Source organism: Streptomyces soli, assembly GCF_003999195.1.
In the GTDB taxonomy this organism is placed as follows: Bacteria; Actinomycetota; Actinomycetes; order Streptomycetales; family Streptomycetaceae; genus Actinacidiphila; species Actinacidiphila soli.
The window spans coordinates 32,835-53,623 of the sequence record NZ_RJVR01000309.1; the positions used below are offsets into that span (position 1 = coordinate 32,835).

Below are 20,789 nucleotides of genomic sequence, written 5' to 3' on the forward strand. Positions count from 1 at the left end.
CGAAGGTACCCCGCGCACGCGGGCCGCCGCCCCGGGGCCTTTTCGCCCACCCACCCTCCCGTTACCGGGTTGTGGGAGAACGTTCCGCTGGGGGTGGGGGCACTCTCCCCCAGACTCCGTCCGGGGGGACCCCCACCAGCCTTCGGGCGGTGGGGGCACTCCCCCAGCCTTCGGCCGGGGGGACCCCCACCCAGCCGCCAGGCTGGGGGAGGACCCCCACCCAAAGGAAGCTTTGGGGGGCTGACACAACCCGGCCACCGGCGGAAAGCCGCCGACGCACCCGCAACCGTCCAACTGCCCAAGCGCACCGGGCGAAGCCCGAAAGGCTCTCGGGGGCTGGGGCCGAACCGAGTGCGGACGGCGCCGCAGGCTAGGAGTGGCCCAACTCCTCCGCCGGCCCGCCGTCCTCGACGGAGCCGTGGCGGTCGGGGTGAAGAGGAAGCGGCTCGACGGCGGTCTCGTCGAGAACGGGCGGCGCCGGCCGCGGAGGCTTCGGCATGACCGCCGCCTCCGAGTGCCCCCCGCAGCCGTACGCGAGCGAGACGACGTGCCCGTCGGCCGGCGAGAACTCGTTCGCGCAGACACCGAAGGCCTGCCGCAGGGAGCCCGCCAGGGGGACGAGGAAGCCGCAGGTGATGCAGGGCGCCGGGGCGGCCTGGGCCATGGCGGTCTTGGGGCCGAACTTCTCCTCCCAGCGGTCGGCGGCGGCGTGCAGCCCGTAGCGCGAGAGGACCCGGGGCCGGCCCATGCCGATTTCCAGGGCGACCGCCCCGATCGTGCCGACGGCCGGCAGATCGGTGGATTCGAGGGCGACGTCGTCCTCGCCGACCGTCTCCGCGAGCTCGGCGACGACGGAGTTCGGCGGCGGGGTGTCCTCGCCGGTCCAGCCAGGTTCCAGCCGAAGATCCTCGGCCTCGGTCGGCAGAAGATCGCCGGGGCCCATGTCACCCGGACGGAGTCGCTCGCTCCAGGGAACCCACTCGGGCGCGAGCACCGCCTCGGGGCCGGGCAGCAGGACGGTCTCGTCCAGGGTGACCGCCTTGGCGCGCGCCGCGCGGGTGATTGTCACCGCCCAGCGCCACCCCCGGTAGGCCGGCTCACGGCACTCGAACAGGTGCGTGACGACGCGTTCTCCCTCGGCCACCGCCCCGAGGTGGTCCCCGACCGCGTCGGCCCCGAAGGCCTCCTCGGCCGCCGAGAGAGCGACATCGACGGCCTCGGCGCACAGGCGGTCAGGGGTACGGCTTCGCATCGCAGCACTCACAAGAATCGATTCTCTCCTACGCCGTTTCACGCGTGCGCCGACCGGAGGGCGGGCGGTGGCGGAGCGGACCGTAGGACCGCGTCGACGCCACCTTCCGGACAACCTCGGGCGCACCTGTTGACACTATTCTGCGGGATCGCACGCTATCGGTGCGCACCGCATGCGCAAAGGATGGGGTGTGGATCGGGTAGAGATGCCGTCCCGTGGGGCAGTATGGCCTGCGTGGCACGCACGGTGACGTCCGGACCCGGACCGATTCGCAAAGCGGGGCTTGCCGTCGCGCGCGCCGCGCACCGCAGCGGTAGCGCGACGCGCCACCGCATCCGCCGCCATACCCACGCGGGCGGCGCGGGCGAGTCCGGCCTGGCGAAACTCATCGAGCTGCACGCAGTGAACTCCGCCGGTGACATGCTGATCACGATCGCGCTCGCCAGCACGATCTTCTTTTCGGTCCCGACCGGTGAGGCCCGCGGCCGAGTCGCCCTGTACCTGCTCGTGACGATGGCCCCCTTCGCGCTGCTCGCGCCCGTGGTCGGTCCGCTGCTCGACCGGATCCCGCACGGTCGGCGCGCCGCGATGGCGGTGTCCATGCTGGTCCGGGCGATCCTCGCCTGGACGATGGCGAGTGTCGTGTCAACGGCCGGCTTGGAGCTGTATCCGGCCGCGCTGGGCGTGCTGGTCGGGTCGAAGGCGTACGGAGTCGTACGGAGCGCGGTCGTGCCGCGGCTGCTCCCGGCCCGTACGACCCTGGTGAAGGCCAATTCCCGGGTCACCCTGGCCGGGCTGCTGGCGACGGCGGTCGCGGCGCCGTTGGGCGGCCTGCTGCATCTGATCTCGCCGGGTGCGCCGCTCTACGGGGCGTTCGTGATCTTCGTGGGCGGCACGCTGCTGTCCTTCTCGCTGCCGCACAAGGTCGACTCCTCGAAGGGCGAGGCCCGGGCGGAGCTCAGCTCCGGTGAGTATCTGGGCGCCGACGGCCCGGCGAAGGGGCTGCGGAGTGTCGGACCGGCGGTCCTCAGCGCGCTCGGGGCGAATGCGGCGCTGCGGTTTCTGTCGGGGTTCCTGACGCTGTTCCTGGCGTTTCTGCTGCGCGAGCACCCGCTGGGCGGGCTGAGTGCGGCCTTCTCGCTGGGTGTCGTGGTCGTGGCGGCCGGGGTCGGCAATGCCTTCGGCACGGCGCTCGGCTCGTGGCTGCGGGCCCGCCTCCCCGAGAAGATCATCGCCACGGCGCTGTTCTGCGCGCTGACCGCCGCCGCCGCGGCCGCCGCTTGGTACGGGACGCTGACCATCGCTCTGGTCGCCGCCGTGGCGGGCATCTCCCAGGCCCTCAGCAAGCTCTCGCTGGACTCCACCATCCAGCGCGACGTTCCCGAGCAGTCCCGCACCTCCGCCTTCGCCCGCTCCGAGACCGCCCTCCAGCTCGCCTGGGTCATCGGCGGCGCCCTCGGCATCGTCCTCCCCCTCAACGGCACGGTCGGCATGTCGGTCGCCGCCACCGTCGTCGCCCTCGGCTTCGTCGTCGCTCTGCGCGGCCTGAGCGGCCCGACCCGCGCGCCCCATACCCGCGCGGCGTAGGGCCTGTCCGGCCGATCTCCGCGGCGTCGCGTGCCTCCCCCAGCCTGGCGGCTGGGTGGGGGTCCTCCCCCTGGCTTCGCCGGGGGCACCCCCACCGGCCGAAGGCTGGTGGGGGTCCCCCCGGACGGAGTCTGGGGGAGAGTGCCCCCACCGCCTTGCGATCGCAGGCGCCAGTCCCCGCTCCTTCTCCCACGGAGATCCGCCGGACAGGCCCTGGGCGGGAGGCGTCGAAACCGGAACACGCGCACCCGGGCGCGGGCGGGCGGTGGCCGCCGGGTAGCCTCACCACCATGAGCATTCGCCGCCGTGCCGCCGTCATCGGTGCCGTGTCCCTCGGGCTGGTCGCCCTCTCCGCGTGTGAGAAGCCGACCCCGCTGGCGACCGTCACCGTGGGCGACAAGACAGTGACCACCGAGGCCAACACCAAGTGCTACGGCAATGGCAAGGACCTCACCACCACCGCCTTGACCGCTTGCCTGAACATGGTCAAGCCCACCAAGACGATCACCGTTGGCGCGGGTGACGAGGTGCATATCGGCGTCGACCCGGCCGTCGCCAAAAAGGGCTGGCTGGTGGCCGCGGGGCTGACGCCGAAGACGAACGTGCTGACAAACAAGACCTACTGGTCGCTCGGTGAGCAGGACGCGCTGTTCACCGACGCGTCGACCGGCGCCAGCACCAACAGCGTCACCCTGAACATCATCGAGACAGCCGGGGCGAACGCCAAGGCCTACCTCGGCGTCTGGCAGGTCAAGCTCGTCAAGAAGGACTAGTGCCCATCCGCGTGCTCATCGTGACCGCCGTGGCGGCGGAGGCCGACGCCGTCGCCACCGGGCTGTTGCGCACGCTCGCGCCGGTCCAGGCCCCGGACCTGCCGGGATACGTCCTGAAGCGCGCCGCGTACCTCGGCCCGCCGCCCGGCAGCCGCTCCGGGTCGGCCGGCCAGGGCTGCGTATCGGCCGCCGACATCCTCGCCGCCGGGGTCGGCCCGGCAGCCGCCGCGGCCGGTACCGCCACCGCGCTGGCGATCGCGGCGGCCGAGGACCGGCCGTACGGGCTGGTGATATCGGCCGGAATCGGCGGCGGCTTCCCGTCGGCCGCGCCCGTCGGGTCGGTCGTCGTCGCGGACGCGATCGTCGCCGCCGACCTGGGCGCGGAGACGCCGGAGGGCTTTCTGCCCATCGACGAACTCGGCTTCGGGCGTGCGACCCACCTCCCGCCCGAGAAGCTGTCGCGGACGATCGCCGAGGCCCTCGGGGCCGCGTACGCCCCCGTCCTCACCGTCTCCACCGTGACCGGCACCGCCGCCCGCGCCGCCGAGCTGACGGTACGTCACCCACGGGCGGCCGCCGAGGCGATGGAGGGCTTCGGAGTCGCCGAGGCCGCGGCCGCCCACGGCATCCCGGTCCTCGAGATCCGCGCGATCTCGAACCCGGTCGGGCCCCGCGACCGCTCGGCATGGCAGATCGGCCGCGCCCTGACCGAGCTGGCGCACGCGTTCCGTGCCGCCGCCCCCGTACTCGACGCCTGGGAGGCTCAACCGTGACCGAGGCACTGCGGATGGCACACTCCCCGTGCCCCAACGACACGTTCGCCTTCCACGCGTGGTCGCACGGCCTGGTGCCCGGCGCGCCCGAAATCGACGTGACGTTCGCGGACGTCGACATCACCAACGGCATGGCCGAGCGCGGCGAGTTCGACATCCTCAAGGTGTCGTACGCGGTCCTGCCGTACGTCCTCGACGAGTGGACGCTGCTGCCCTGCGGCGGAGCCCTCGGCCGTGGCTGCGGCCCGCTCGTACTCACCTGCGAGCCGGGGACGGCGGACGACCTCGCCGGGAAGACGGTCGCCGTGCCGAGCGAGCGCTCGACCGCGTACCTCCTCTTCCGCCTCTGGGCGGCGGCCTCCGTCGGCCCCCTCCCTTCGGCGGTGGGGGTGCCCCCGGCGAAGCCAGGGGGAGGACCCCCAGCCGGGATCGGCAAGATCGAGGTGCTGCCGTTCGACGAGATCATGCCGGCGGTCCGCGACGGCCACGTGGACGCGGGACTGGTCATTCACGAGGCCCGCTTCACCTACCAGAACTACGGCCTCCACAAGCTGGCCGACATGGGCGAGCACTGGGAGGCCACGACCGGGCTGCCGATCCCGCTCGGCGCGATCATCGCGAAGCGCTCGCTCGGCGAGGCCCGGCTACATGATCTCGCGGCGGCGGCCCGGCAATCCGTACTGATGGCGTGGGACGAGCCCGAGGCTTCGCGCTCGTACGTCCTCGACCACGCCCAGGAGATGGACCCGGCCGTCGCGGACCAGCACATCGGGCTGTACGTCAACGAGTTCACCGCCGCCCTCGGGGACGACGGCTACGCGGCGGTGCGCGGGCTGCTCACACGTGCGGCGGCCGAGGGACTGGTACCGCCCCTCGGCCCGCACGCACTCGAATTCTGACGCCCGACCGGACGTCCCAGGGCTACACGTCCAACTGGTCGGCGACCACCCTCAGCACGGAAGCGATCTTGTTGCCGTGGGCCTTGTCGGGATAGCGGCCGCGCTGCAGCGAGCGCGCGACGTCCTCGAGGAGCGTCGTCAGATCCTGGACGATCGGGAGCAACTCGTCCGGCTTGCGGCGCTGCGCGGCCGCGACCGAGGGTGCCGGGTCGAGGAGGGTCACCGAGAGTGCCTGGTCGCCGCGCTGGCCGGCGACGACGCCGAACTCCACGCGCTGGCCCGGCTTGAGCGTGGCCACCCCGTCAGGGAGCACGGAGGAGTGCACGAAGACGTCGCCGCCGTCGTCGCGGGAAAGGAAGCCGAAGCCCTTCTCGCTGTTGAACCACTTGACCTTGCCGGTAGGCACGTCCGACCTCGTCCTCAGATGTAGTGAAAGGGGGTGAAACCGAAGGCGGGTCCATCCGTAGACCCGCTGCCCATAGGCTAATGGCCCCGGGGCGTGTGTCCAGACGCTGTGATGCCTCTCATTTGGCCAATGCGCTGCGGTTTCCTGGACGCGACCTACCCTTGTCGGGTGACGCATGAAACCAACAACGCGGGCGATCTGCTGGTCCGCGCCGGCGCGGTCGTCTTCATCATCGGCGCGCTCGGCACACTGGCCACCATCGCCCCGCTCTTCCTCGGCTCGGACCCGCTTCCGACGGCCGCGTACCTGGTGTCGATGCTGATGGCGGTCGGTTTCGCGCTGGCCCTTGCCGGGCTGCTGCGCTCGGCTCAGGCCGCTTCCCGCAAGTAGCCCTCGAACCACTCCGGGAACTCCGTCAGGTCCGCCAGCACCACATCCGCGCCCGCCGCGCGCAGTTCCGCTGCGCTGACCGGCCCGGTGGCCACCGCGACGGACAGCGCACCCGCCGTACGGGCTCCGCGCACATCGCCGATGTGATCGCCGACGTAGACCGTGGCTCCGTACTCGATCAGCGCGGCGCCCTTGCCCTCGGCCCACAGGTCGCCCACCACCGCGTCCGCGGCGATGCCCAGGTGCTCCAGGTGGCGTTCGGCGTTGGCCTGGTACTTGGCGGTGACGACCACGGCCATGCCGCCCACGCTGTGGATCACCTCGACGGCCTCCCGGGCGCCGGGCAGGGCGAAGGTGCCGGTGATGGCGTGGACGGGGTAGATCTCCTGCCGGTACACCTCGGAGATGGCCGGGATGTCCTCGGCGGGGAACCAGTGCGCCAGCTCCTCCGCCAGCGGCGGCCCGAGCCGGGTGGTAGCCAGGTCGGCGTCCACGTACACGCCGGTCGCGGCGGAGAGCGCCTCGAAGGCGGCCTTGATGCCGGGGCGTGAGTCGATGAGGGTCATGTCGAGGTCGAAACCGACGGTGAGTGCGGATTGCATGGCCATAGCAGCCATTCTCGCAGAGCCCCGTTTCACCGACGGCTCCGCCAGACCAGGAAGGCCGCCGACGCGACCGCCGCGACCCGCACCACCACCGGGAACGCGTCGCCGATCGCCGTACCCATATGCCCCTGCGCAATCGGCTCACCCCAGCGGTGGTCGAACCGGCCCCACAGCCACACCAGGGCGCCGCCCGCCACCAGCCCCGGCAGGGTCAGCGCGGCGAACTTCGCCTCCCGGCGCGACAGCGTCGGCGAGTAGTACGCGATGAGCCATCCCGCGCCCAGGGCCAGCCACGAGCCGATCACCGCCCCCGCCACGAGCAGCACCGCGGCCAGGATCTCCAGCCACGCCGCCCGGCGCCGCGGCGCCGCCGTGACGACGACCTCCTCGGCCTCCTCGACGACCGGCCGCCGCCGCTCCCGCAGCCTCCGCCACCGCGACGACCGCTCCGGCTCCGACTCCTCGGCTTCGTCCTCTTCCTTCGCGTCCTCGGCTGCCTTGGTCTTCCTGGCCTCCTCGGCCTCCAGTTCCTCGGCCGACGGGATCGTCACGCCGCCCGTCATCCCGCGGAGCCCCTCCAGCTCCTCCCCCGGCAGCATCGGCCGCCGCAGCGACTGCGGCCCATTGAGCCGCCACCACTCCTCGTCCTCCAACGCCTTCGCCTGGCGCGGCACTTCCGCCCGGGCCGCCTCCCTCGGCCCCGGCTGCGGCTGCGGCGCCTCCTCCTGCGGCTGCGCCGCCCCCGCCGCGGCGCCCACCACCTCATCCGGCGACCCCAACCTGCCCAGAATCCGCCGCACCGCCGCCGGGCTGTCGCTCCCGCTTCTGCTGCGCTGCCGGTCGATGTCACTCCGCAGCTGCGCCACGAGCCGCATCCTCTGGGCGGCGGGCAACGCGGTCTGGGCCAGGTCGCCGACCCGGCTCAGATAGTCGTAAATCAGGTGATCACTCTCAACGCCCACGGGTCGATTCTGGCCCATGCCGGGTGGGCTTCCCAGGCCTTTGGTGCGGCCGGTGCGTTGAATCCCCCACCCCGCCCACGGACCCACAGGCGCCAACGCAACCCCAGCCACTCACCCAGCAAGGGCGCGGCGGCAGCCCCGGCACGGCGGAGGGGGCACTCTCCCCCAGACTCCGTCCGGTGGGGGCACTCCCCCAGACGGTGTCTGGGGGAGAGTCCGACGCAGCCGTCCCGAAGCCCGGGAGGCCCCCAAGGGCCGAACGGCGCGAGAGGCGCGGGACAAGAGGGGGACCGGCGCCGGACAGGGCATGCTCAGGCCCGCACCCGGCACCGGCGCGGCTAATGTGGATGGGATGAGCAGCACGCAACGGCCCCGCACGCTCGCGGAGGCTCTCCGCGCCCGGGGTGACGACGCCCTGCGGGCGCTCCTGCAGGCACGCCCTGACCTGCTCAATCCGGTGCCGAATGACCTGACGCAGTTGGCGACCCGCGCGGGCACGCGCGCTTCCGTAGTCCGGGCATTGGAGAGACTCGACCGGTTCACGCTGCAGACAGCGGAGGCGCTGGCGATCGCGCCGGACGACTGCACGTACGAGACGTTGCGCGGCCTGATGAGGGGCGACGACGCGGAGGCGACGGACGCCGCGCTGCCCCACGCAGTGGACACGCTCCGCGGGCTGGCGCTGCTATGGGGGGATGAGCGGCTGCGGCTGATCCGGACGGCCAGAGACCTGCTGGCGCCGGCCGCGGGGGCGCCGTCGCCCACGGGGCTGGGGCCGACGGTGTCCGAGGCGACGGCTGCGGTTCCCCATGCCGCAGGCCAGGGGCGGATGTCGCCGGGGAGGCTGCAGCAGCTGCTGGCGGATGCGGGGTTGCCGCCGACGCATGACCCGGTGAGCGCGGTCGCGTCGCTGACGGAGCTGTTCCAGGACCGCGAACGCCTCGGGGCCGTGCTCGCGGAGGCGCCGGAGCAGGCCGCGGCAGTCCTGGCGAGGCTGACGTGGGGGCCGCCGTACGGCGAGGTCACCGACGTCACGGCGACGCAGGCGCACATCCGCTGGCTGCTGGACCGGGCGCTGCTGCTGCCCTCCGGCCCGAAGAACGTCGTGCTGCCCAGGGAAGTGGCCCTGCACCTGCGTGGTGGCCGGGCGCACCGCGACACCGAGCCGACGCCGCCCCCGGTGACCCCCACGCCGCACGATCCACAGGCTGTGGACGGAACGGCGGCCGGCCAGGCCTTCGCGGCCGTACGGACCACCGAGGAGCTGCTGAAGCACCTGGAGCTCAACAGCCCGCCCGTCCTGCGCGCCGGCGGCCTGAGCGTGCGCGACCTCAAGCGCATTGCGGCGACCCTCGACGTACCGGAGAACCTGGCCGCGTTCTGGCTGGAACTGGCCTACGCGGCCGGGCTGCTGGCGACCGACGGGGAGCTGGACGAGGCGTACGCGCCCACGCCCGCGTACGACGACTGGCTGAGGCTGCCCACCCAGGAGCGGTGGACCGCCCTGGCCACTGCCTGGCTCGCCGCGACCCGCACGTCGGGGCTGGTCGGCGGGAAGGACGCGAAGGGCCGCGCCCTGGCCGCGCTCGGGCCGGAGCTGGACCGCTCGCTGGCCCCCGAGGTGCGGCGCCGGGTCCTGGAACTGCTCGCCGGGCTGCCGGGCGGCGCCTCCGCCACCCCGGACGCGCTACTGGAGCGCGTGCGCTGGGAGCGGCCGCTGCGCGGCAACGCGGGGCCGGACAGCCTGCGCGCCGACCTCGTCCGGTGGACGGTCACGGAGGCTGAACTCCTCGGCCTCACCGGCCGGGGCGCCCTGGCCGAGCATGCCCGCCGCCTCCTGGAGGCCGGCACCCCCGTGGAAGCCGCCGCCGCGACGCTCGCGCCGCTCCTGCCCGCGCCGCTGGACCACGTACTCCTGCAGGCGGACCTCACCGCGATCGCCCCCGGCCCGCTGCAGCCCCACCTCGCCGAGACCCTCAATGTGCTGGCCGACATCGAGTCGAAGGGCGGCGCGACGGTCTACCGCTTCACGCCCGGCTCCGTACGCCGTGCCCTGGACGCGGGCCGGACCGCCGCCGAGCTGCACGAATTCCTCGCCGCGCACTCCCGGACCCCGGTCCCGCAGCCCCTCACCTACCTGATCGACGACGTGGCCCGCCGCCACGGCCGGCTCCGGGTGGGCGCGGCATCGGCGTACGTACGCTGCGACGACGACGCCCTGCTCAGCGAGCTGCTGGCCGACCGCCGCGCGGCGGGGCTGGGCCTGCGCCGCCTCGCGCCGACCGTGCTGGCCGCGCAGAGCGATCCGTCAGCGCTGCTGGAGAAGCTGCGCGCGATGGGCTTCGCACCGGCCGCCGAATCCGCCGACGGGGACGTCCTGATCACCCGCGCCGATGCCCGCCGCACCCCGCCCCGGTCCGCGCCCACCCCCGTCAACGACGGTCCGCCGACGCCCGCCGCAACGCTGCTCGGGGCGGCCGTGAGGGCGATCCGGGCCGGCGACCGGGCCTCGACGGCGGTCCACCGGCCGACCGTCCCGGCGCCGGCGACGAACGGGCTCCCCCGCAGCGCCGCCGCCGAGACCCTGGCCACCATGCAGGCGGCGGTCCTCACCGGCGAGTCCGTCTGGATCGGCTACGTCAACGCGGACGGCGCCGCCAGCCAGCGCGTCATCGGCCCGGTCCGGGTCGAGGGCGGCTTCGTGACCGCGTACGACCACACCGCCGAAGAGGTTCGCACCTTCGCCCTGCACCGCATCACGGGCGTTGCCGAGCTGGCTGACGACCCCGCCTGAAGCGGTCCTTGACGCGGTCCGCCAGCGGCCGCTGCTTGACGCGGGCCTTTGCCGGGGCCTTCGCGGGGGCCTTGGCGGGGGCCTCAACCGGCGCCTCCGGTACCCGATGCACCTTCCGCCCCAGCCACCTGCCCAGCACCACGTACCCCAGCAGCGCGCCGGTCGTGTTGAGGATGACGTCATCGATGTCGAAGGCCCTCCCCGTCACGATTGCGCCCTGCACCAGCTCGACCAGCAGCATCACCACAGCCGTGGTGAGCAGCACGCGGAACACGCCCCGCGCCTTCGGCGCCAGCACCGGCAGCAGCACCCCGAAGGGCACCCCCAGCAGCAGATTCCCGCCGACCTGGCGGAGTGCGCCCATGACGGTGTACTGCTGGAAGTACTGGCGCAGCGAAGCGCCGGGGTGCACGTTGGAGTGGGCGATGCCCTTGGAGGCGTACGAGGGCTCGAGCGTCGCTCTGGCGAGGAGGGCGGCGAAGGCCACCATCAGGGCGAAAGCCACCGCCATCGACAGCCATCGCGCAAGTGCCGCCAGCGGTGATCGCCGGGCGGGCCCGGGCGTCCGGGACTTCCGGGTGGTCTTGCCGGCACCTGACGCCGGCTTTTCTCTTCGGACTCGCAAGGCTTGACGTGTCACGGGCAGACGACTACCCGCCCCCAACATCCATACGCACCTCACGGGCCTCCGCCGATGGTGGACACTGGAGGCTTGTCCCGAATCGCGCGCACCGAGCGCAAACCGGAAACCGGAAGGGCGGCGGCGTGAACAACGGGCCCCTCATCGTCCAAAGCGACAAGACGCTACTTCTGGAGGTCGACCACCCCCAGGCGGACGCCTGCCGCCGCGCCATCGCGCCCTTCGCCGAGCTGGAGCGTGCCCCCGAGCACATCCACACCTACCGGGTGACCCCGCTCGGCCTGTGGAACGCCCGCGCCGCGGGCCATGACGCCGAGCAGGTCGTCGACGCCCTCGTCGCGCACTCCCGCTACCCCGTCCCGCACGCCCTGCTGGTCGACGTCGCCGAGACGATGTCCCGCTACGGCCGCCTCACCATCGCCAAGCACCCCACCCACGGCCTGGTCCTGACCTCGACCGACCGCCCGGTGCTGGAGGAGATCCTCCGCTCGAAGAAGATCATCCCCCTCGTCGGCGCCCGGATCGACGCCGACACCGTCGCCGTCCATCCCTCCGAGCGCGGCCAGATCAAGCAGACCCTCCTCAAGCTCGGCTGGCCCGCCGAGGACCTCGCCGGTTACGTCGACGGGGAGGCCCATCCCATCGAGCTGGCCGAGGACGGCTGGGCCCTGCGCCCCTACCAGCAGCAGGCCGTCGAGGGCTTCTGGCACGGCGGCTCGGGCGTCGTGGTGCTGCCCTGCGGCGCCGGCAAGACGCTGGTCGGGGCGGGCGCGATGGCCACCGCCAAGGCCACGACCCTGATCCTGGTCACCAACACCGTCTCCGCCCGCCAGTGGAAGCACGAGCTGGTCAAGCGCACGTCACTCACCGAGGACGAGATCGGCGAGTACAGCGGTACGAAGAAGGAGATCCGGCCGGTCACCATCGCCACGTACCAGGTCCTCACCACCAAGCGGAAGGGCGTCTACTCGCACCTGGAGCTCTTCGACTCCCGCGACTGGGGCCTGATCGTCTACGACGAGGTGCATCTGCTGCCTGCCCCCGTCTTCAAGTTCACCGCCGATCTGCAGGCCCGGCGGCGGCTCGGCCTGACCGCGACCCTCGTACGCGAGGACGGCCGCGAGTCGGACGTCTTCTCGCTCATCGGGCCCAAGCGCTTCGACGCCCCCTGGAAGGAGATCGAGGCGCAGGGCTACATCGCGCCCGCCGACTGCGTCGAGGTCCGCGTCAATCTGACCGACGCGGAGCGGCTGGCGTACGCGACCGCCGAGACCGAGGAGAAGTACCGCTACTGCGCCACGACGGCGACCAAGCGGAAGGTCACCGAGGCGCTGGTCGCCAAGCACATGGGCGAGCAGACGCTGGTCATCGGCCAGTACATCGACCAGCTCGACGAGCTCGGCGAGCATCTGAACGCGCCGGTCATCAAGGGCGAGACCTCCAACGCACAGCGCGAGAAGCTGTTCGAGGCCTTCCGGCAGGGCGAGATCTCGGTGCTGGTCGTCTCGAAGGTCGCCAACTTCTCCATCGACCTGCCCGAGGCGACCGTCGCCATCCAGGTCTCCGGCACCTTCGGGTCCCGGCAGGAGGAGGCCCAGCGCCTCGGCCGTGTCCTGCGTCCGAAGGCCGACGGCCATGAGGCCCGCTTCTACTCGGTGGTCGCCCGCGACACCATCGACCAGGACTTCGCCGCCCACCGGCAGCGCTTCCTGGCCGAGCAGGGGTACGCCTACCGGATCGTGGACGCCGACGAGCTGCTGGCCTGACGCTGCGGGTGTGTGCCGTCGGCGCCGAGCAGGACGACGCGGAAGACGGTGTCGGCGAAGATGCCTATCGCCCGGAGTGCGGTCCCGAGAAGGTGGGCGAGGTGGTGGCGGGCAGATTCCGGCCCGAGGGCCGAGCTGCCCCTTACGGGGGGAGTCATTGCGCTAGCCATGTCTCCAATGTAGGAATTCGCCAGGTCCGAGCACATCCGTCCATGGGGGTAAAGACCGGTGCCCACTGCATCAGCCCATAGTCGGACAAGCGAAGGACCGGGATCAGCCTCAGGTCCACCCCGGAAAACCATTCGCTTATGCCGGGCCTGCCCGCGTAAGCTCTTCCGTCTTGCCGCCTCCCCTGCACGGGAGCGCCACCGACCGGACGGAAACCGGCCGGCTTCCCCGCCAGACCGCCATCGCGTACCGCCGGAGGCAAAGCCGTGCCCTCGCACGCCCCCACGTCCACAAGCACCGACGACCCAGCCGACCCCCTCGCCCGTGAGCGCGCCCATCTCTTGGGGTCGCGGGCCGCGCTGCGCGCGATGCGCGAGGACGCCGAAGCACTCGACATCCGGGATGTGACGGCGGGCTGGGTCGCCGCCGAGGTTCTGCAGCACCAGATCGAACTGCGGATCAAGGCGCTCGCGGACCTCTCCCACACGCCGCTCTTCTTCGGCCGGCTGGACTACGTCCTTCACGACGCCGGCAACCGTTTCTACATCGGGCGGCGCCATGTCCACGACGCCGAGGGCGACCCGATGGTGGTCGACTGGCGCGCGCCGGTCTCCCAGCCCTTCTACCGGGCGTCCCGCAAGGATCCGCAGGATGTCGCCTTGCGCCGCCGGTTCGGCTACACCAGCGGTGAGCTGACCGCGTACGAGGACGAGCACCTCACCGACCCGGCGGAGGCGGACACGACGAGCGCGCTGCTCCAGACGGAGATCGAGCGGCCGCGCGTCGGCCCGATGCGGGACATCGTGGCGACGATCCAGCCGGAGCAGGACGAGATCGTGCGTGCCGGTATCGGCGGCACGGTCTGTGTCCAGGGCGCCCCCGGCACCGGGAAGACGGCGGTGGGCCTGCACCGGGTGGCGTATCTGCTCTTCGCACACCGCGAGCGCCTGGCGCGCACCGGGACGCTGGTCATCGGTCCGAACGCGTCGTTCCTGAACTACATCGAGCAGGTGCTGCCCGCTCTCGGTGAGATCGGCATCAAGCAGGCCACCGTCGACGACCTGGTCGCCCACGTGCCGGTCGGGGGCAGGGACACCGTGGCCGCCGGGCGCATCAAGGGCGACGCCCGGATGGCGGAGGTGCTGCGCAGGGCCGTACGATCCGGGATCCGGATGCCCACCGAGCCGGTGGTCGTGGTGCGCGGCTCACGACGCTGGCGCATCCCGGCGTACGAAATCGAGGAACTGGTCCGCGAGATGATGGACCGTGACATCCGCTACGGGGCCGCCCGCGAGGCGCTGCCGCAGCGGATCGCCCACGCCGTGCTCGTACGGATGGAGCAGTCCGGCGAGGCGCCCGACGACCGCGTGCAGGACGCGGTGGCCCGGAACGCGGCGGTGAAGGCCGCGGTGAAGGCGGTCTGGCCGCCGGTCGACCCGGCAAAAACGGTGCTCCGGCTGCTCTCCGACGCGGACTTCCTGGCGGAATGCGCGGACGGGATCCTCACCGAGGAGGAGCGGAAGGAGATCCTCTGGGCCAAACCGGCCAGAGGCCTGGCCTCCGCGCGCTGGTCCGCCGCCGACGCGGTGCTGGTCGACGAGGCGACGGATTTGGTCCAGCGCACGCACTCCCTCGGCCATGTCGTGCTCGACGAGGCCCAGGACCTCTCGCCGATGCAGTACCGCGCCGTCGGCCGCCGCTGCTCGACGGGCTCCGCGACCGTCCTCGGCGACATCGCGCAGGGCACCACCCCCTGGGCCACCGCCACCTGGGAGGAGGCCCTCGCCCACCTCGGCAAGCCCGGCGCCGCTGTCGAGGAGCTGACCCGTGGCTTCCGCGTCCCGCGCTCCGTCATCGCGTACGCCTCCCGGCTGCTGCCCGCCATCGCCCCCGGCCTGACCGAGGCCACCTCCGTACGCGACAGCCCCGGCGACTTCTCCGTACGCGCCGTCCCCGTCGACGGCCTCGACGCGGCCGTCCTCGACGCCTGCCGCGACGCCCTCCGCCACGAGGGCTCCGTCGGCCTCATCGCCGCCGACGCCCGCATCCCCGCCCTCGCCGAAGCCCTCGCCGCCGAAGGGCTCGCCTGCCTCGCCCCCGGCGAGGAGACCTCGGCCGAGGCCCGGCTCACCCTGGTCCCCGCCACGCTCGCCAAGGGCCTCGAGTACGACTACGTCGTCCTGGACGAGCCCGCCGCCGTCGTCGACGGCGAACCCGACGAGCGCACCGGCCTGCGGCGCCTCTACGTCGCCCTCACCAGGGCCGTTTCCGGCCTCGCGGTCGTCCACGCCGCGCCGCTACCGGAGCAACTCAGCAACCTCAACGCGGCGGCCGACGGGGAGCCGGGCACGGCGGTGTAGGTGACCCATACGTCGAGTATCGCCCGGGCCCAGCCTGGTACTGGCAGACCCCGGCTGGACCGGGCCTGGTCCGTGCGGCCTCGGGAGGGAAGTGTGATGCTCGAAGCATCTGCTCCCGACGGAGGAAGATCACGAAATGAAGCGCAGGATTCTGGGCGGCACCGGCATCTCGGTGAGCGAGTACGCGCTCGGCGCGATGATGTTCGGCCCGTGGGGCAATCCGGACCACGACGACTCGGTGCGGATCATCCATACGGCCCTGGACGCTGGCATCAACTTCGTCGACACGGCCGACATCTACAGCGCGGGCGAGTCCGAGGTGATCGTCGGCAAGGCGCTGAAGGGCGGCCGGCGTGACGGCGTCGTCCTCGCCACGAAGTTCCACAACCCCATGGGCGAGGACCCCAACACCGGTGGCAACTCCCGGCGCTGGATCATGCGGGCGGTCGAGGACAGCCTCCGCCGCCTCGGCACCGACTACATCGACCTCTACCAGGTCCACCGCCCCGACCCCACCACCGACATCGACGAGACCCTCTCCGCTCTCTCCGACCTCGTACGGTCCGGCAAAGTGCGCGCCATCGGCTCCTCCACCTTCCCCGCCGACCACATCGTCGAGGCCCAATGGACAGCCGAACGGCGCGGCCACATCCGCTTCCGCACCGAGCAGCCGCCGTACTCCATCCTCGCCCGCGGCATCGAGGCCAACGTCCTCCCCGCCGCCCAGCGCTACGGCATGGGGGTCCTAACCTGGGGCCCCCTCAGCGCCGGCTGGCTGTCCGGCCGCGACGTCACCGCCGGCACGGGGCGCTCCGCGCTGGAGCAGCAGAAGTTCGACGTGACGGTGCCGGAGAACGCACGCAAGCTTGAGGCTGTCGCCGGGCTCAAGAAGGTCGCGGCGGATGCGGGGCTTCCGCTCACCCATCTCGCCACCGCCTTCGTCCGTGCCCACCCCGCCGTCACCTCCGTCATCATCGGCCCCCGCACGGCCGACCAACTCACCGACCTCCTCGCCGGAGCCGACGTCACCCTCGACTCCGCCACCCTCGACCGCATCGACGCCATCGTCCCTCCCGGCACCGACCTCAACCCCGCCGACAACTACTACGTGCCGCCGGCGTTGAGCGACGCGTCGCAGCGGCGCCGTTAGCGAAGGTTTGGGGAAGAGCCCCCTGGTTTCGGGAAGGGGCGGGGTGGTGGGGGTCCTCTCCCCCAGACTCCGTCCGGGGGGGACCCCCACCCAGACGAAGGTCTGGGGGAGAGGTCAACGCACCGCGGACGCCAGCGCGGCCCGCAGATGGCCACCCGCGTCCGCCAGCAGACGCGCGGCCGTGGGGCCGTCAACTCCGCCCAGGACAACCAGGATCGCCGGCTTGACCTCACCGCCCGTGGCGGCGAGCGCCGCCTCGACGGCCTCCGCCCCCGCCCCCGTCGCGAGGGCGACAATCCGCCGCGACCGGGCCCGAAGCTTCTCGTTGGAGGCCCGCACGTCGACCATCAAATTCCCGTACGTCTTCCCCAGCCGGATCATCGTGATGGTCGAAAGCATGTTGAGGACCAGCTTCTGCGCCGTTCCGGCCTTCAACCGCGTTGACCCCGTGAGGAATTCGGGCCCGACGACGACCTCGATGCCGTGCTCGGCGGCAGCCGCCAGCGCGGAGCCCGCGTTGCACGAAACCCCCACCGTCAGAGCGCCGAGGGCGCGGGCGTGCTCGACGGCGCCGACGGCGTAGGGCGTGCGGCCGGACGCGGCGACGCCGACGACCGTGTCGTCGGGGGTCAGCTTGAGCTCGTCGAGGTCGGCGGCGGCGAGCGCCTTGCTGTCCTCGGCTCCTTCGACGGAGGAGACCATGGCGGAGGGGCCGCCCGCGATGAGCCCGAGGACCTGCTCGGGCGGGGTGTTGAAGGTGGGCGGGCATTCGCTCGCGTCGAGGACGCCGAGGCGGCCCGCCGTGCCGGCACCGGCGTAGACGAGGCGGCCACCGCGGGACATGCGGGCGGCGATGGCGTCGATCGCGGCGGCGATGGCGGGGAGTTGCGCGGCGACCGCGGCCGGGACGCCGGCGTCCTCGGCGTTCATGAGGCGGGCGATCTCCAGCGTGGGCTGCCGGTCGATCTCGGCGAGCTCGGGGCGGAAGGCCTCGGTGGTCAGGGCGGCGAAGGCGTCGTCCGTCATCGGGCGTGGTTCCTCCGGGGGGTGTGGCGGTGCGCCAGCGCTTCGTACGACGCGGACAGGGCCGGGGCCGCGGTGTCGTACGTGCGCTGCGCGACGCCGATGAACAGGCAGTCCACGACCAGGAGTTGGCTGGTCCGGCTGGACATGGCGGCCGGCCGCAGCTCGCTCTCTCGGGAGGTGGAGGTGGTGAGGACGTGGTCGGCGTACTGGGTGACCGCGCCGTCGGGGCGGCCGGTGACGGCGATGGTGGTGGCGCCGTGGTCGAAGGCGACGCGCAGCGGCTCGATGACGTCGTGCGTGTTGCCGGAGTGGGTGATCGCGACGGCGACGTCCCCCGGCCGGAGCTGCACGGCGTTGGTGACGGCGAGGTGCGGGTCGTTGTGCGCGTGGGCTATCCGGCCGATCCGCAGCAGCTTCTGGACCAGGTCCTGGGCGACGAGGCTGGACGCGCCGATGCCGTAGACGTCGGTGCGGCGTGCAGTGGCCAGGGCGCCGACGGCCGCTTCGAGCTGGGCGAGGTCGAGCTGGGCGGCGGTGTCGGCGAGGCACTGCTGCTCGTCGTGGGCCAGCTTGGCCACGACGCTGGGCAACGGGTCGTCCACGGCTATGTTCGCCGTGACGGCGGCCGGCGCGCCCGCCGCCTGCTGGGCGGCCAGTGCGGCGAGGGCGAGCCGCAGATCGCGGTAGCCGGGGTAGCCCAGCAGCCGCGCGGTGCGCACGACGGTCGCCTCGCTGGTGCCGGTGCGGGTGGCGAGGGCGGTGACGGTCAGCTTCGCGCAGCCGGCCGGGTCTCCGGCCACGGCCTCGGCGACGCGGTGCATCGAGCGGGTCATGGACGGCGCGAGCGTCCGGAACTTGGCGGCCAGCGCCCCACTGCCACTGAAGGTTTCCTTCATGAGCTCAGTCACAGGGTGAAAGATATTTTCGAAGGCCCGCGAGCGTCAAGGGACAATGGAGGCATGAACCTGGACGGCGCACCGGAACGCGCTCTGCACACCGCCCGCGCACTCATCCTGGCCGACCTCGCCGCGGCGGACGTCGCCGACGCCGAGGTCGTCTCGCTGGTCGAGGACGCTGTCGCGCAGCGACGCTGGTGGGTCGAGCAGTGGCCGGACGGCGCGGAATTCGTCGCCTCCCTGATCGCACAGGACGTACAGGACGCCCTCCTGGAGCGGTACGGCCGCTGGCCGGTCTGCCCGCTCTGCGAGAGCCCGCACGCGCTGGCCGTCGAACCCGAGCTGGGCCCGGACCCGCACTGGGTGTGCGAGGCGGCCGGGGCGGTCGTCGCGCCCGTGGGCGCCCTGAAGGGGGCCCTGTAAAGCCGATGGCCCTGTACATCGATCCGCCGACCTGGCCCGGCCACGGCCGGATGTGGTCACACCTCGTCAGCGACGTCTCGTACGACGAGCTGCACGCCTTCGCCGCCCGCATCGGCGCGCCCCGCAGGGCCTTCGAGCGCGACCACTACGACGTGCCGAGCGACCGCTACGTCACCGCCGTCGCCGAGGGCGCGATCGAGGTCGGCAGTAAGGAGCTGCTGCGCAGGCTCACCGAGGCGGGACTGCGCCGCCCCAAGCGGGACTTCTTCCCCCGGGCCTGAACCGGACCTGACGACCCCAATCCGAGCCGCATACCGCGGTGCACGCCACCCGGCCCGACGACGAGGAGATCGATCTGCTCGCGGGCCGCCGCTGCCCCCGTCTCGCACAACGCCGCGAGACGGGGCTCGCCTCCATCGTCCAGAAGGGCCTGCACCGCGACCCCACCGGCATCGACGGCGGCAGTACGCGAGCGGGCCGGCCTCAGGCCGTGAGCAGCTCCAGCTCCGTGCCGAGGTTGTGGCGGGCGGTGCGCTCCCAGCGGTCGTAGCCCTCGGGCGTACGGAAGAGCCGGGGCAGCGCCAGCAGCTGGCGCAGGACGTCGGCGCGGCCCGCGCGGAAGAGGCCGTCGGGCACGAAGCCGTACTCCTGGCGGACGGCTGCCGCATAAGCGGCGTACGCGGCCGGGCCGCCGGCCAGCACCGCCAGGTCGGCGTCGCACAGCACCTCGCCGTTGTGGTCGCCCTCGGCCGGATCGTGGCTGACCGTGAGCCGCACCAGGCGGGCGACCTCGGCGGTGACGGCGGCTGGGACCCCCGCCTCCGGGAGAGCGCGCTCGGCCAGCCGCGCGCTGCGCTCCTCGTTGCTGGAGCGGTCCGGCAGATAGACCACGTCGTGGAACCAGGCCGCCAGCCGGACCGCGTCCGCGTCGTCGGCATACCCGGCCAGCTCGTCGACCCGGTCCAGGACCGCGCCCAGGTGATCGGTGGTGTGGTACCGGCGCTGCGGCTCCGCCCAGCGGGCGAGCAGGTCCCGGCCGTACGGGGTCGGGTCCACGTCTTCGGTCTGCACTCGGCGCAGAAGCTCGGACCAGCGCTCCGGGAGGGTGGCAGTCATACGTCCAGTGTGGCAGGCTGGCCACATGTCTAGACCAATTTTCGAGGTGATCGCTCTCGGCGCGGACGACGCCGTCGCGGCGGAGGCCGGCGGCGCGGACCGCCTTGAGCTGGTCACCGACATAGCCGCCGACGGTCTCACCCCCGCCCGCGAGACGTTCGCGGCCGTGCGGGCGGCTGTCGCCATCCCCATCCGGGTCATGCTCAGAGCCACGGACGGCTTCGCCGCCGGTTCCGCCGCTGGCCTGGACGCCCTCTGCATCGCCGCCGACGGCCTGTGCTCCGAGGGGGCCGACCAATTCGTGCTCGGCTTCCTCAACCCCTCCGGCGGCCCCGACCTCCCCGCCCTCCACACCCTCATCGACGCGCTCGGCCCCGGCGCCCGCTGGACCTTCCACCGCGCCATCGACCACTCCGCCGACCGCGCCGCCTTGCGGGCCGCCCTTCTTGGTCTCCCCGGCCTGGACACCTACCTGACGGCCGGCTCCGCACGGGGCGTCGACTCCGGCCTCCCCACCCTTCTGGCCGAAGCCGCCCTCCCCTCCTCCCAGCCCCAACTCATGGTCGGCGGCGGCCTCCGCCAAGACCACCTCCCCGCTCTCCTCTCCTCCGGCCTCACCGCCTTCCACGTCGGCGGCGCCGTCCGCTCCACGGGATGGTCCGGCCCGGTGGACCCGGACGCCGTCCGCGCCTGGCGCGACACGCTCGACGCGCCCGTCACCGTGCCGTAGCTCCGCCTCAACCGGGTTGGGGGTAGGCCGCCCGCCTTGCGGAACGTTCTCCCACAACCCCCTGGGAAGGGGT

The 20,789-nt window shown here is 72.6% G+C and carries 21 protein-coding genes; 12 read left to right on the top strand and 9 right to left on the bottom strand.

Annotated elements, in window-relative coordinates; all coding sequences use genetic code 11:
* Positions 1-370: 370 nt before the first annotated feature.
* Positions 371-1,252: a DUF3027 domain-containing protein gene (locus EFK10_RS35115; RefSeq protein ID WP_127359687.1), complete on the bottom strand. Its 882-nt coding sequence runs from the start codon at positions 1,250-1,252 to the stop codon at positions 371-373.
* Positions 1,253-1,477: 225 nt separating this feature from the next.
* Between EFK10_RS35115 and EFK10_RS35120 the strand changes: the two genes are divergently transcribed.
* The 4 genes from EFK10_RS35120 (at position 1,478) to EFK10_RS35135 (ending at position 5,284) form a co-directional block, all read left to right on the top strand.
* Complete coding sequence (locus EFK10_RS35120) at positions 1,478-2,839, top strand: MFS transporter (protein WP_127359688.1); 1,362 nt, start codon at positions 1,478-1,480, stop codon at positions 2,837-2,839.
* Positions 2,840-3,129: 290 nt separating this feature from the next.
* Positions 3,130-3,612, top strand: a complete 483-nt coding sequence (locus EFK10_RS35125; RefSeq protein WP_127359689.1) for a hypothetical protein — start codon at positions 3,130-3,132, stop codon at positions 3,610-3,612.
* 5 nt (positions 3,613-3,617) lie between these two features.
* A complete protein-coding gene (locus EFK10_RS35130; protein WP_127359737.1) occupies positions 3,618-4,385 on the top strand; it encodes a futalosine hydrolase in 768 nt (255 codons plus the stop codon).
* 14 nt (positions 4,386-4,399) lie between these two features.
* On the top strand, positions 4,400-5,284 hold the full coding sequence (locus tag EFK10_RS35135) for a 1,4-dihydroxy-6-naphthoate synthase (RefSeq protein ID WP_127359738.1): 885 nt from the start codon (positions 4,400-4,402) through the stop codon (positions 5,282-5,284).
* 22 nt (positions 5,285-5,306) lie between these two features.
* Here the strand turns inward: EFK10_RS35135 and EFK10_RS52885 are convergent, their stop codons facing one another.
* Positions 5,307-5,690, bottom strand: a complete 384-nt coding sequence (locus EFK10_RS52885) for a cold-shock protein (protein WP_127359690.1) — start codon at positions 5,688-5,690, stop codon at positions 5,307-5,309.
* Positions 5,691-5,858: 168 nt separating this feature from the next.
* Here EFK10_RS52885 and EFK10_RS35145 point away from each other — a divergent pair, with 168 nt between their 5' ends.
* Positions 5,859-6,080: a hypothetical protein gene (locus EFK10_RS35145; protein WP_127359691.1), complete on the top strand. Its 222-nt coding sequence runs from the start codon at positions 5,859-5,861 to the stop codon at positions 6,078-6,080.
* On the opposite strand, the gene EFK10_RS35150 is transcribed toward EFK10_RS35145, so the two are convergent.
* Both EFK10_RS35150 and EFK10_RS35155 read right to left on the bottom strand, forming a co-directional pair.
* Positions 6,059-6,697, bottom strand: a complete 639-nt coding sequence (locus EFK10_RS35150; RefSeq protein ID WP_127359692.1) for an HAD family hydrolase — start codon at positions 6,695-6,697, stop codon at positions 6,059-6,061. The two genes, EFK10_RS35145 and EFK10_RS35150, sit on opposite strands and share 22 nt — an antisense overlap.
* Before the next feature lie 17 nt (positions 6,698-6,714).
* On the bottom strand, positions 6,715-7,647 hold the full coding sequence (locus EFK10_RS35155; RefSeq protein ID WP_127359693.1) for a hypothetical protein: 933 nt from the start codon (positions 7,645-7,647) through the stop codon (positions 6,715-6,717).
* Between the two features lie 352 nt (positions 7,648-7,999).
* Here EFK10_RS35155 and EFK10_RS35160 point away from each other — a divergent pair, with 352 nt between their 5' ends.
* Entirely contained in the window at positions 8,000-10,441 is a 2,442-nt protein-coding gene (locus tag EFK10_RS35160) for a helicase-associated domain-containing protein (protein WP_127359694.1), read from the top strand.
* Here EFK10_RS35160 and EFK10_RS35165 read toward each other — a convergent pair.
* Complete coding sequence (locus tag EFK10_RS35165; RefSeq protein ID WP_127359695.1) at positions 10,404-10,952, bottom strand: VanZ family protein; 549 nt, start codon at positions 10,950-10,952, stop codon at positions 10,404-10,406. The genes EFK10_RS35160 and EFK10_RS35165 overlap by 38 nt on opposite strands.
* Before the next feature lie 254 nt (positions 10,953-11,206).
* Here EFK10_RS35165 and EFK10_RS35170 point away from each other — a divergent pair, with 254 nt between their 5' ends.
* The gene (locus EFK10_RS35170; protein ID WP_127359696.1) at positions 11,207-12,847 is read left to right on the top strand and encodes a DNA repair helicase XPB; all 1,641 of its coding nucleotides are present in this window, start codon (positions 11,207-11,209) and stop codon (positions 12,845-12,847) included.
* Here EFK10_RS35170 and EFK10_RS35175 read toward each other — a convergent pair.
* Positions 12,811-13,017: a hypothetical protein gene (locus EFK10_RS35175; protein WP_127359697.1), complete on the bottom strand. Its 207-nt coding sequence runs from the start codon at positions 13,015-13,017 to the stop codon at positions 12,811-12,813. The two genes, EFK10_RS35170 and EFK10_RS35175, sit on opposite strands and share 37 nt — an antisense overlap.
* A 264-nt stretch (positions 13,018-13,281) precedes the next feature.
* Here EFK10_RS35175 and EFK10_RS35180 point away from each other — a divergent pair, with 264 nt between their 5' ends.
* Together EFK10_RS35180 and EFK10_RS35185 are read left to right on the top strand one after the other, a co-directional pair.
* Positions 13,282-15,375, top strand: coding sequence for a HelD family protein (locus EFK10_RS35180; RefSeq protein WP_127359698.1), 2,094 nt, complete (start codon positions 13,282-13,284; stop codon positions 15,373-15,375).
* 136 nt (positions 15,376-15,511) lie between these two features.
* On the top strand, positions 15,512-16,525 hold the full coding sequence (locus EFK10_RS35185; protein WP_127359699.1) for an aldo/keto reductase: 1,014 nt from the start codon (positions 15,512-15,514) through the stop codon (positions 16,523-16,525).
* A gap of 114 nt (positions 16,526-16,639) precedes the next feature.
* On the opposite strand, the gene murQ is transcribed toward EFK10_RS35185, so the two are convergent.
* Both murQ and EFK10_RS35195 read right to left on the bottom strand, forming a co-directional pair.
* On the bottom strand, positions 16,640-17,551 hold the full coding sequence (murQ, locus tag EFK10_RS35190; protein WP_127359700.1) for an N-acetylmuramic acid 6-phosphate etherase: 912 nt from the start codon (positions 17,549-17,551) through the stop codon (positions 16,640-16,642).
* Positions 17,548-18,447 (bottom strand): MurR/RpiR family transcriptional regulator, encoded by a 900-nt coding sequence (locus EFK10_RS35195; RefSeq protein WP_127359739.1) that lies wholly within the window; start codon positions 18,445-18,447, stop codon positions 17,548-17,550. Before EFK10_RS35195 ends, murQ begins: the two co-directional genes overlap by 4 nt.
* Before the next feature lie 63 nt (positions 18,448-18,510).
* Between EFK10_RS35195 and EFK10_RS35200 the strand changes: the two genes are divergently transcribed.
* Positions 18,511-18,870, top strand: a complete 360-nt coding sequence (locus tag EFK10_RS35200) for a hypothetical protein (protein WP_127359701.1) — start codon at positions 18,511-18,513, stop codon at positions 18,868-18,870.
* Between the two features lie 5 nt (positions 18,871-18,875).
* Positions 18,876-19,151, top strand: coding sequence for a DUF4031 domain-containing protein (locus EFK10_RS35205; protein ID WP_127359702.1), 276 nt, complete (start codon positions 18,876-18,878; stop codon positions 19,149-19,151).
* Between the two features lie 202 nt (positions 19,152-19,353).
* Here the strand turns inward: EFK10_RS35205 and EFK10_RS35210 are convergent, their stop codons facing one another.
* On the bottom strand, positions 19,354-19,986 hold the full coding sequence (locus tag EFK10_RS35210) for an HD domain-containing protein (protein ID WP_322973446.1): 633 nt from the start codon (positions 19,984-19,986) through the stop codon (positions 19,354-19,356).
* Between the two features lie 25 nt (positions 19,987-20,011).
* Between EFK10_RS35210 and EFK10_RS35215 the strand changes: the two genes are divergently transcribed.
* Positions 20,012-20,716, top strand: coding sequence for a copper homeostasis protein CutC (locus EFK10_RS35215; protein ID WP_127359704.1), 705 nt, complete (start codon positions 20,012-20,014; stop codon positions 20,714-20,716).
* Positions 20,717-20,789: the final 73 nt, after the last annotated feature.

Bases quoted from the DNA above. Each gene is read 5' to 3' on its own strand.
- EFK10_RS35115 (WP_127359687.1), bottom strand. From the start codon at position 1,252: ATGCGAAGCCGTACCCCTGACCGCCTGTGCGCCGAGGCCGTCGATGTC.
- EFK10_RS35120 (WP_127359688.1), top strand. From the start codon at position 1,478: ATGGCCTGCGTGGCACGCACGGTGACGTCCGGACCCGGACCGATTCGC.
- EFK10_RS35125 (WP_127359689.1), top strand. From the start codon at position 3,130: ATGAGCATTCGCCGCCGTGCCGCCGTCATCGGTGCCGTGTCCCTCGGG.
- EFK10_RS35135 (WP_127359738.1), top strand. From the start codon at position 4,400: ATGGCACACTCCCCGTGCCCCAACGACACGTTCGCCTTCCACGCGTGG.
- EFK10_RS35150 (WP_127359692.1), bottom strand. From the start codon at position 6,697: ATGGCTGCTATGGCCATGCAATCCGCACTCACCGTCGGTTTCGACCTC.
- EFK10_RS35160 (WP_127359694.1), top strand. From the start codon at position 8,000: ATGAGCAGCACGCAACGGCCCCGCACGCTCGCGGAGGCTCTCCGCGCC.
- EFK10_RS35165 (WP_127359695.1), bottom strand. From the start codon at position 10,952: ATGGCGGTGGCTTTCGCCCTGATGGTGGCCTTCGCCGCCCTCCTCGCC.
- EFK10_RS35175 (WP_127359697.1), bottom strand. From the start codon at position 13,017: ATGGCTAGCGCAATGACTCCCCCCGTAAGGGGCAGCTCGGCCCTCGGG.
- EFK10_RS35185 (WP_127359699.1), top strand. From the start codon at position 15,512: ATGAAGCGCAGGATTCTGGGCGGCACCGGCATCTCGGTGAGCGAGTAC.
- murQ (WP_127359700.1), bottom strand. From the start codon at position 17,551: ATGACGGACGACGCCTTCGCCGCCCTGACCACCGAGGCCTTCCGCCCC.
- EFK10_RS35195 (WP_127359739.1), bottom strand. From the start codon at position 18,447: ATGAAGGAAACCTTCAGTGGCAGTGGGGCGCTGGCCGCCAAGTTCCGG.
- EFK10_RS35200 (WP_127359701.1), top strand. From the start codon at position 18,511: ATGAACCTGGACGGCGCACCGGAACGCGCTCTGCACACCGCCCGCGCA.
- EFK10_RS35205 (WP_127359702.1), top strand. From the start codon at position 18,876: ATGGCCCTGTACATCGATCCGCCGACCTGGCCCGGCCACGGCCGGATG.
- EFK10_RS35210 (WP_322973446.1), bottom strand. From the start codon at position 19,986: ATGACTGCCACCCTCCCGGAGCGCTGGTCCGAGCTTCTGCGCCGAGTG.
- EFK10_RS35215 (WP_127359704.1), top strand. From the start codon at position 20,012: ATGTCTAGACCAATTTTCGAGGTGATCGCTCTCGGCGCGGACGACGCC.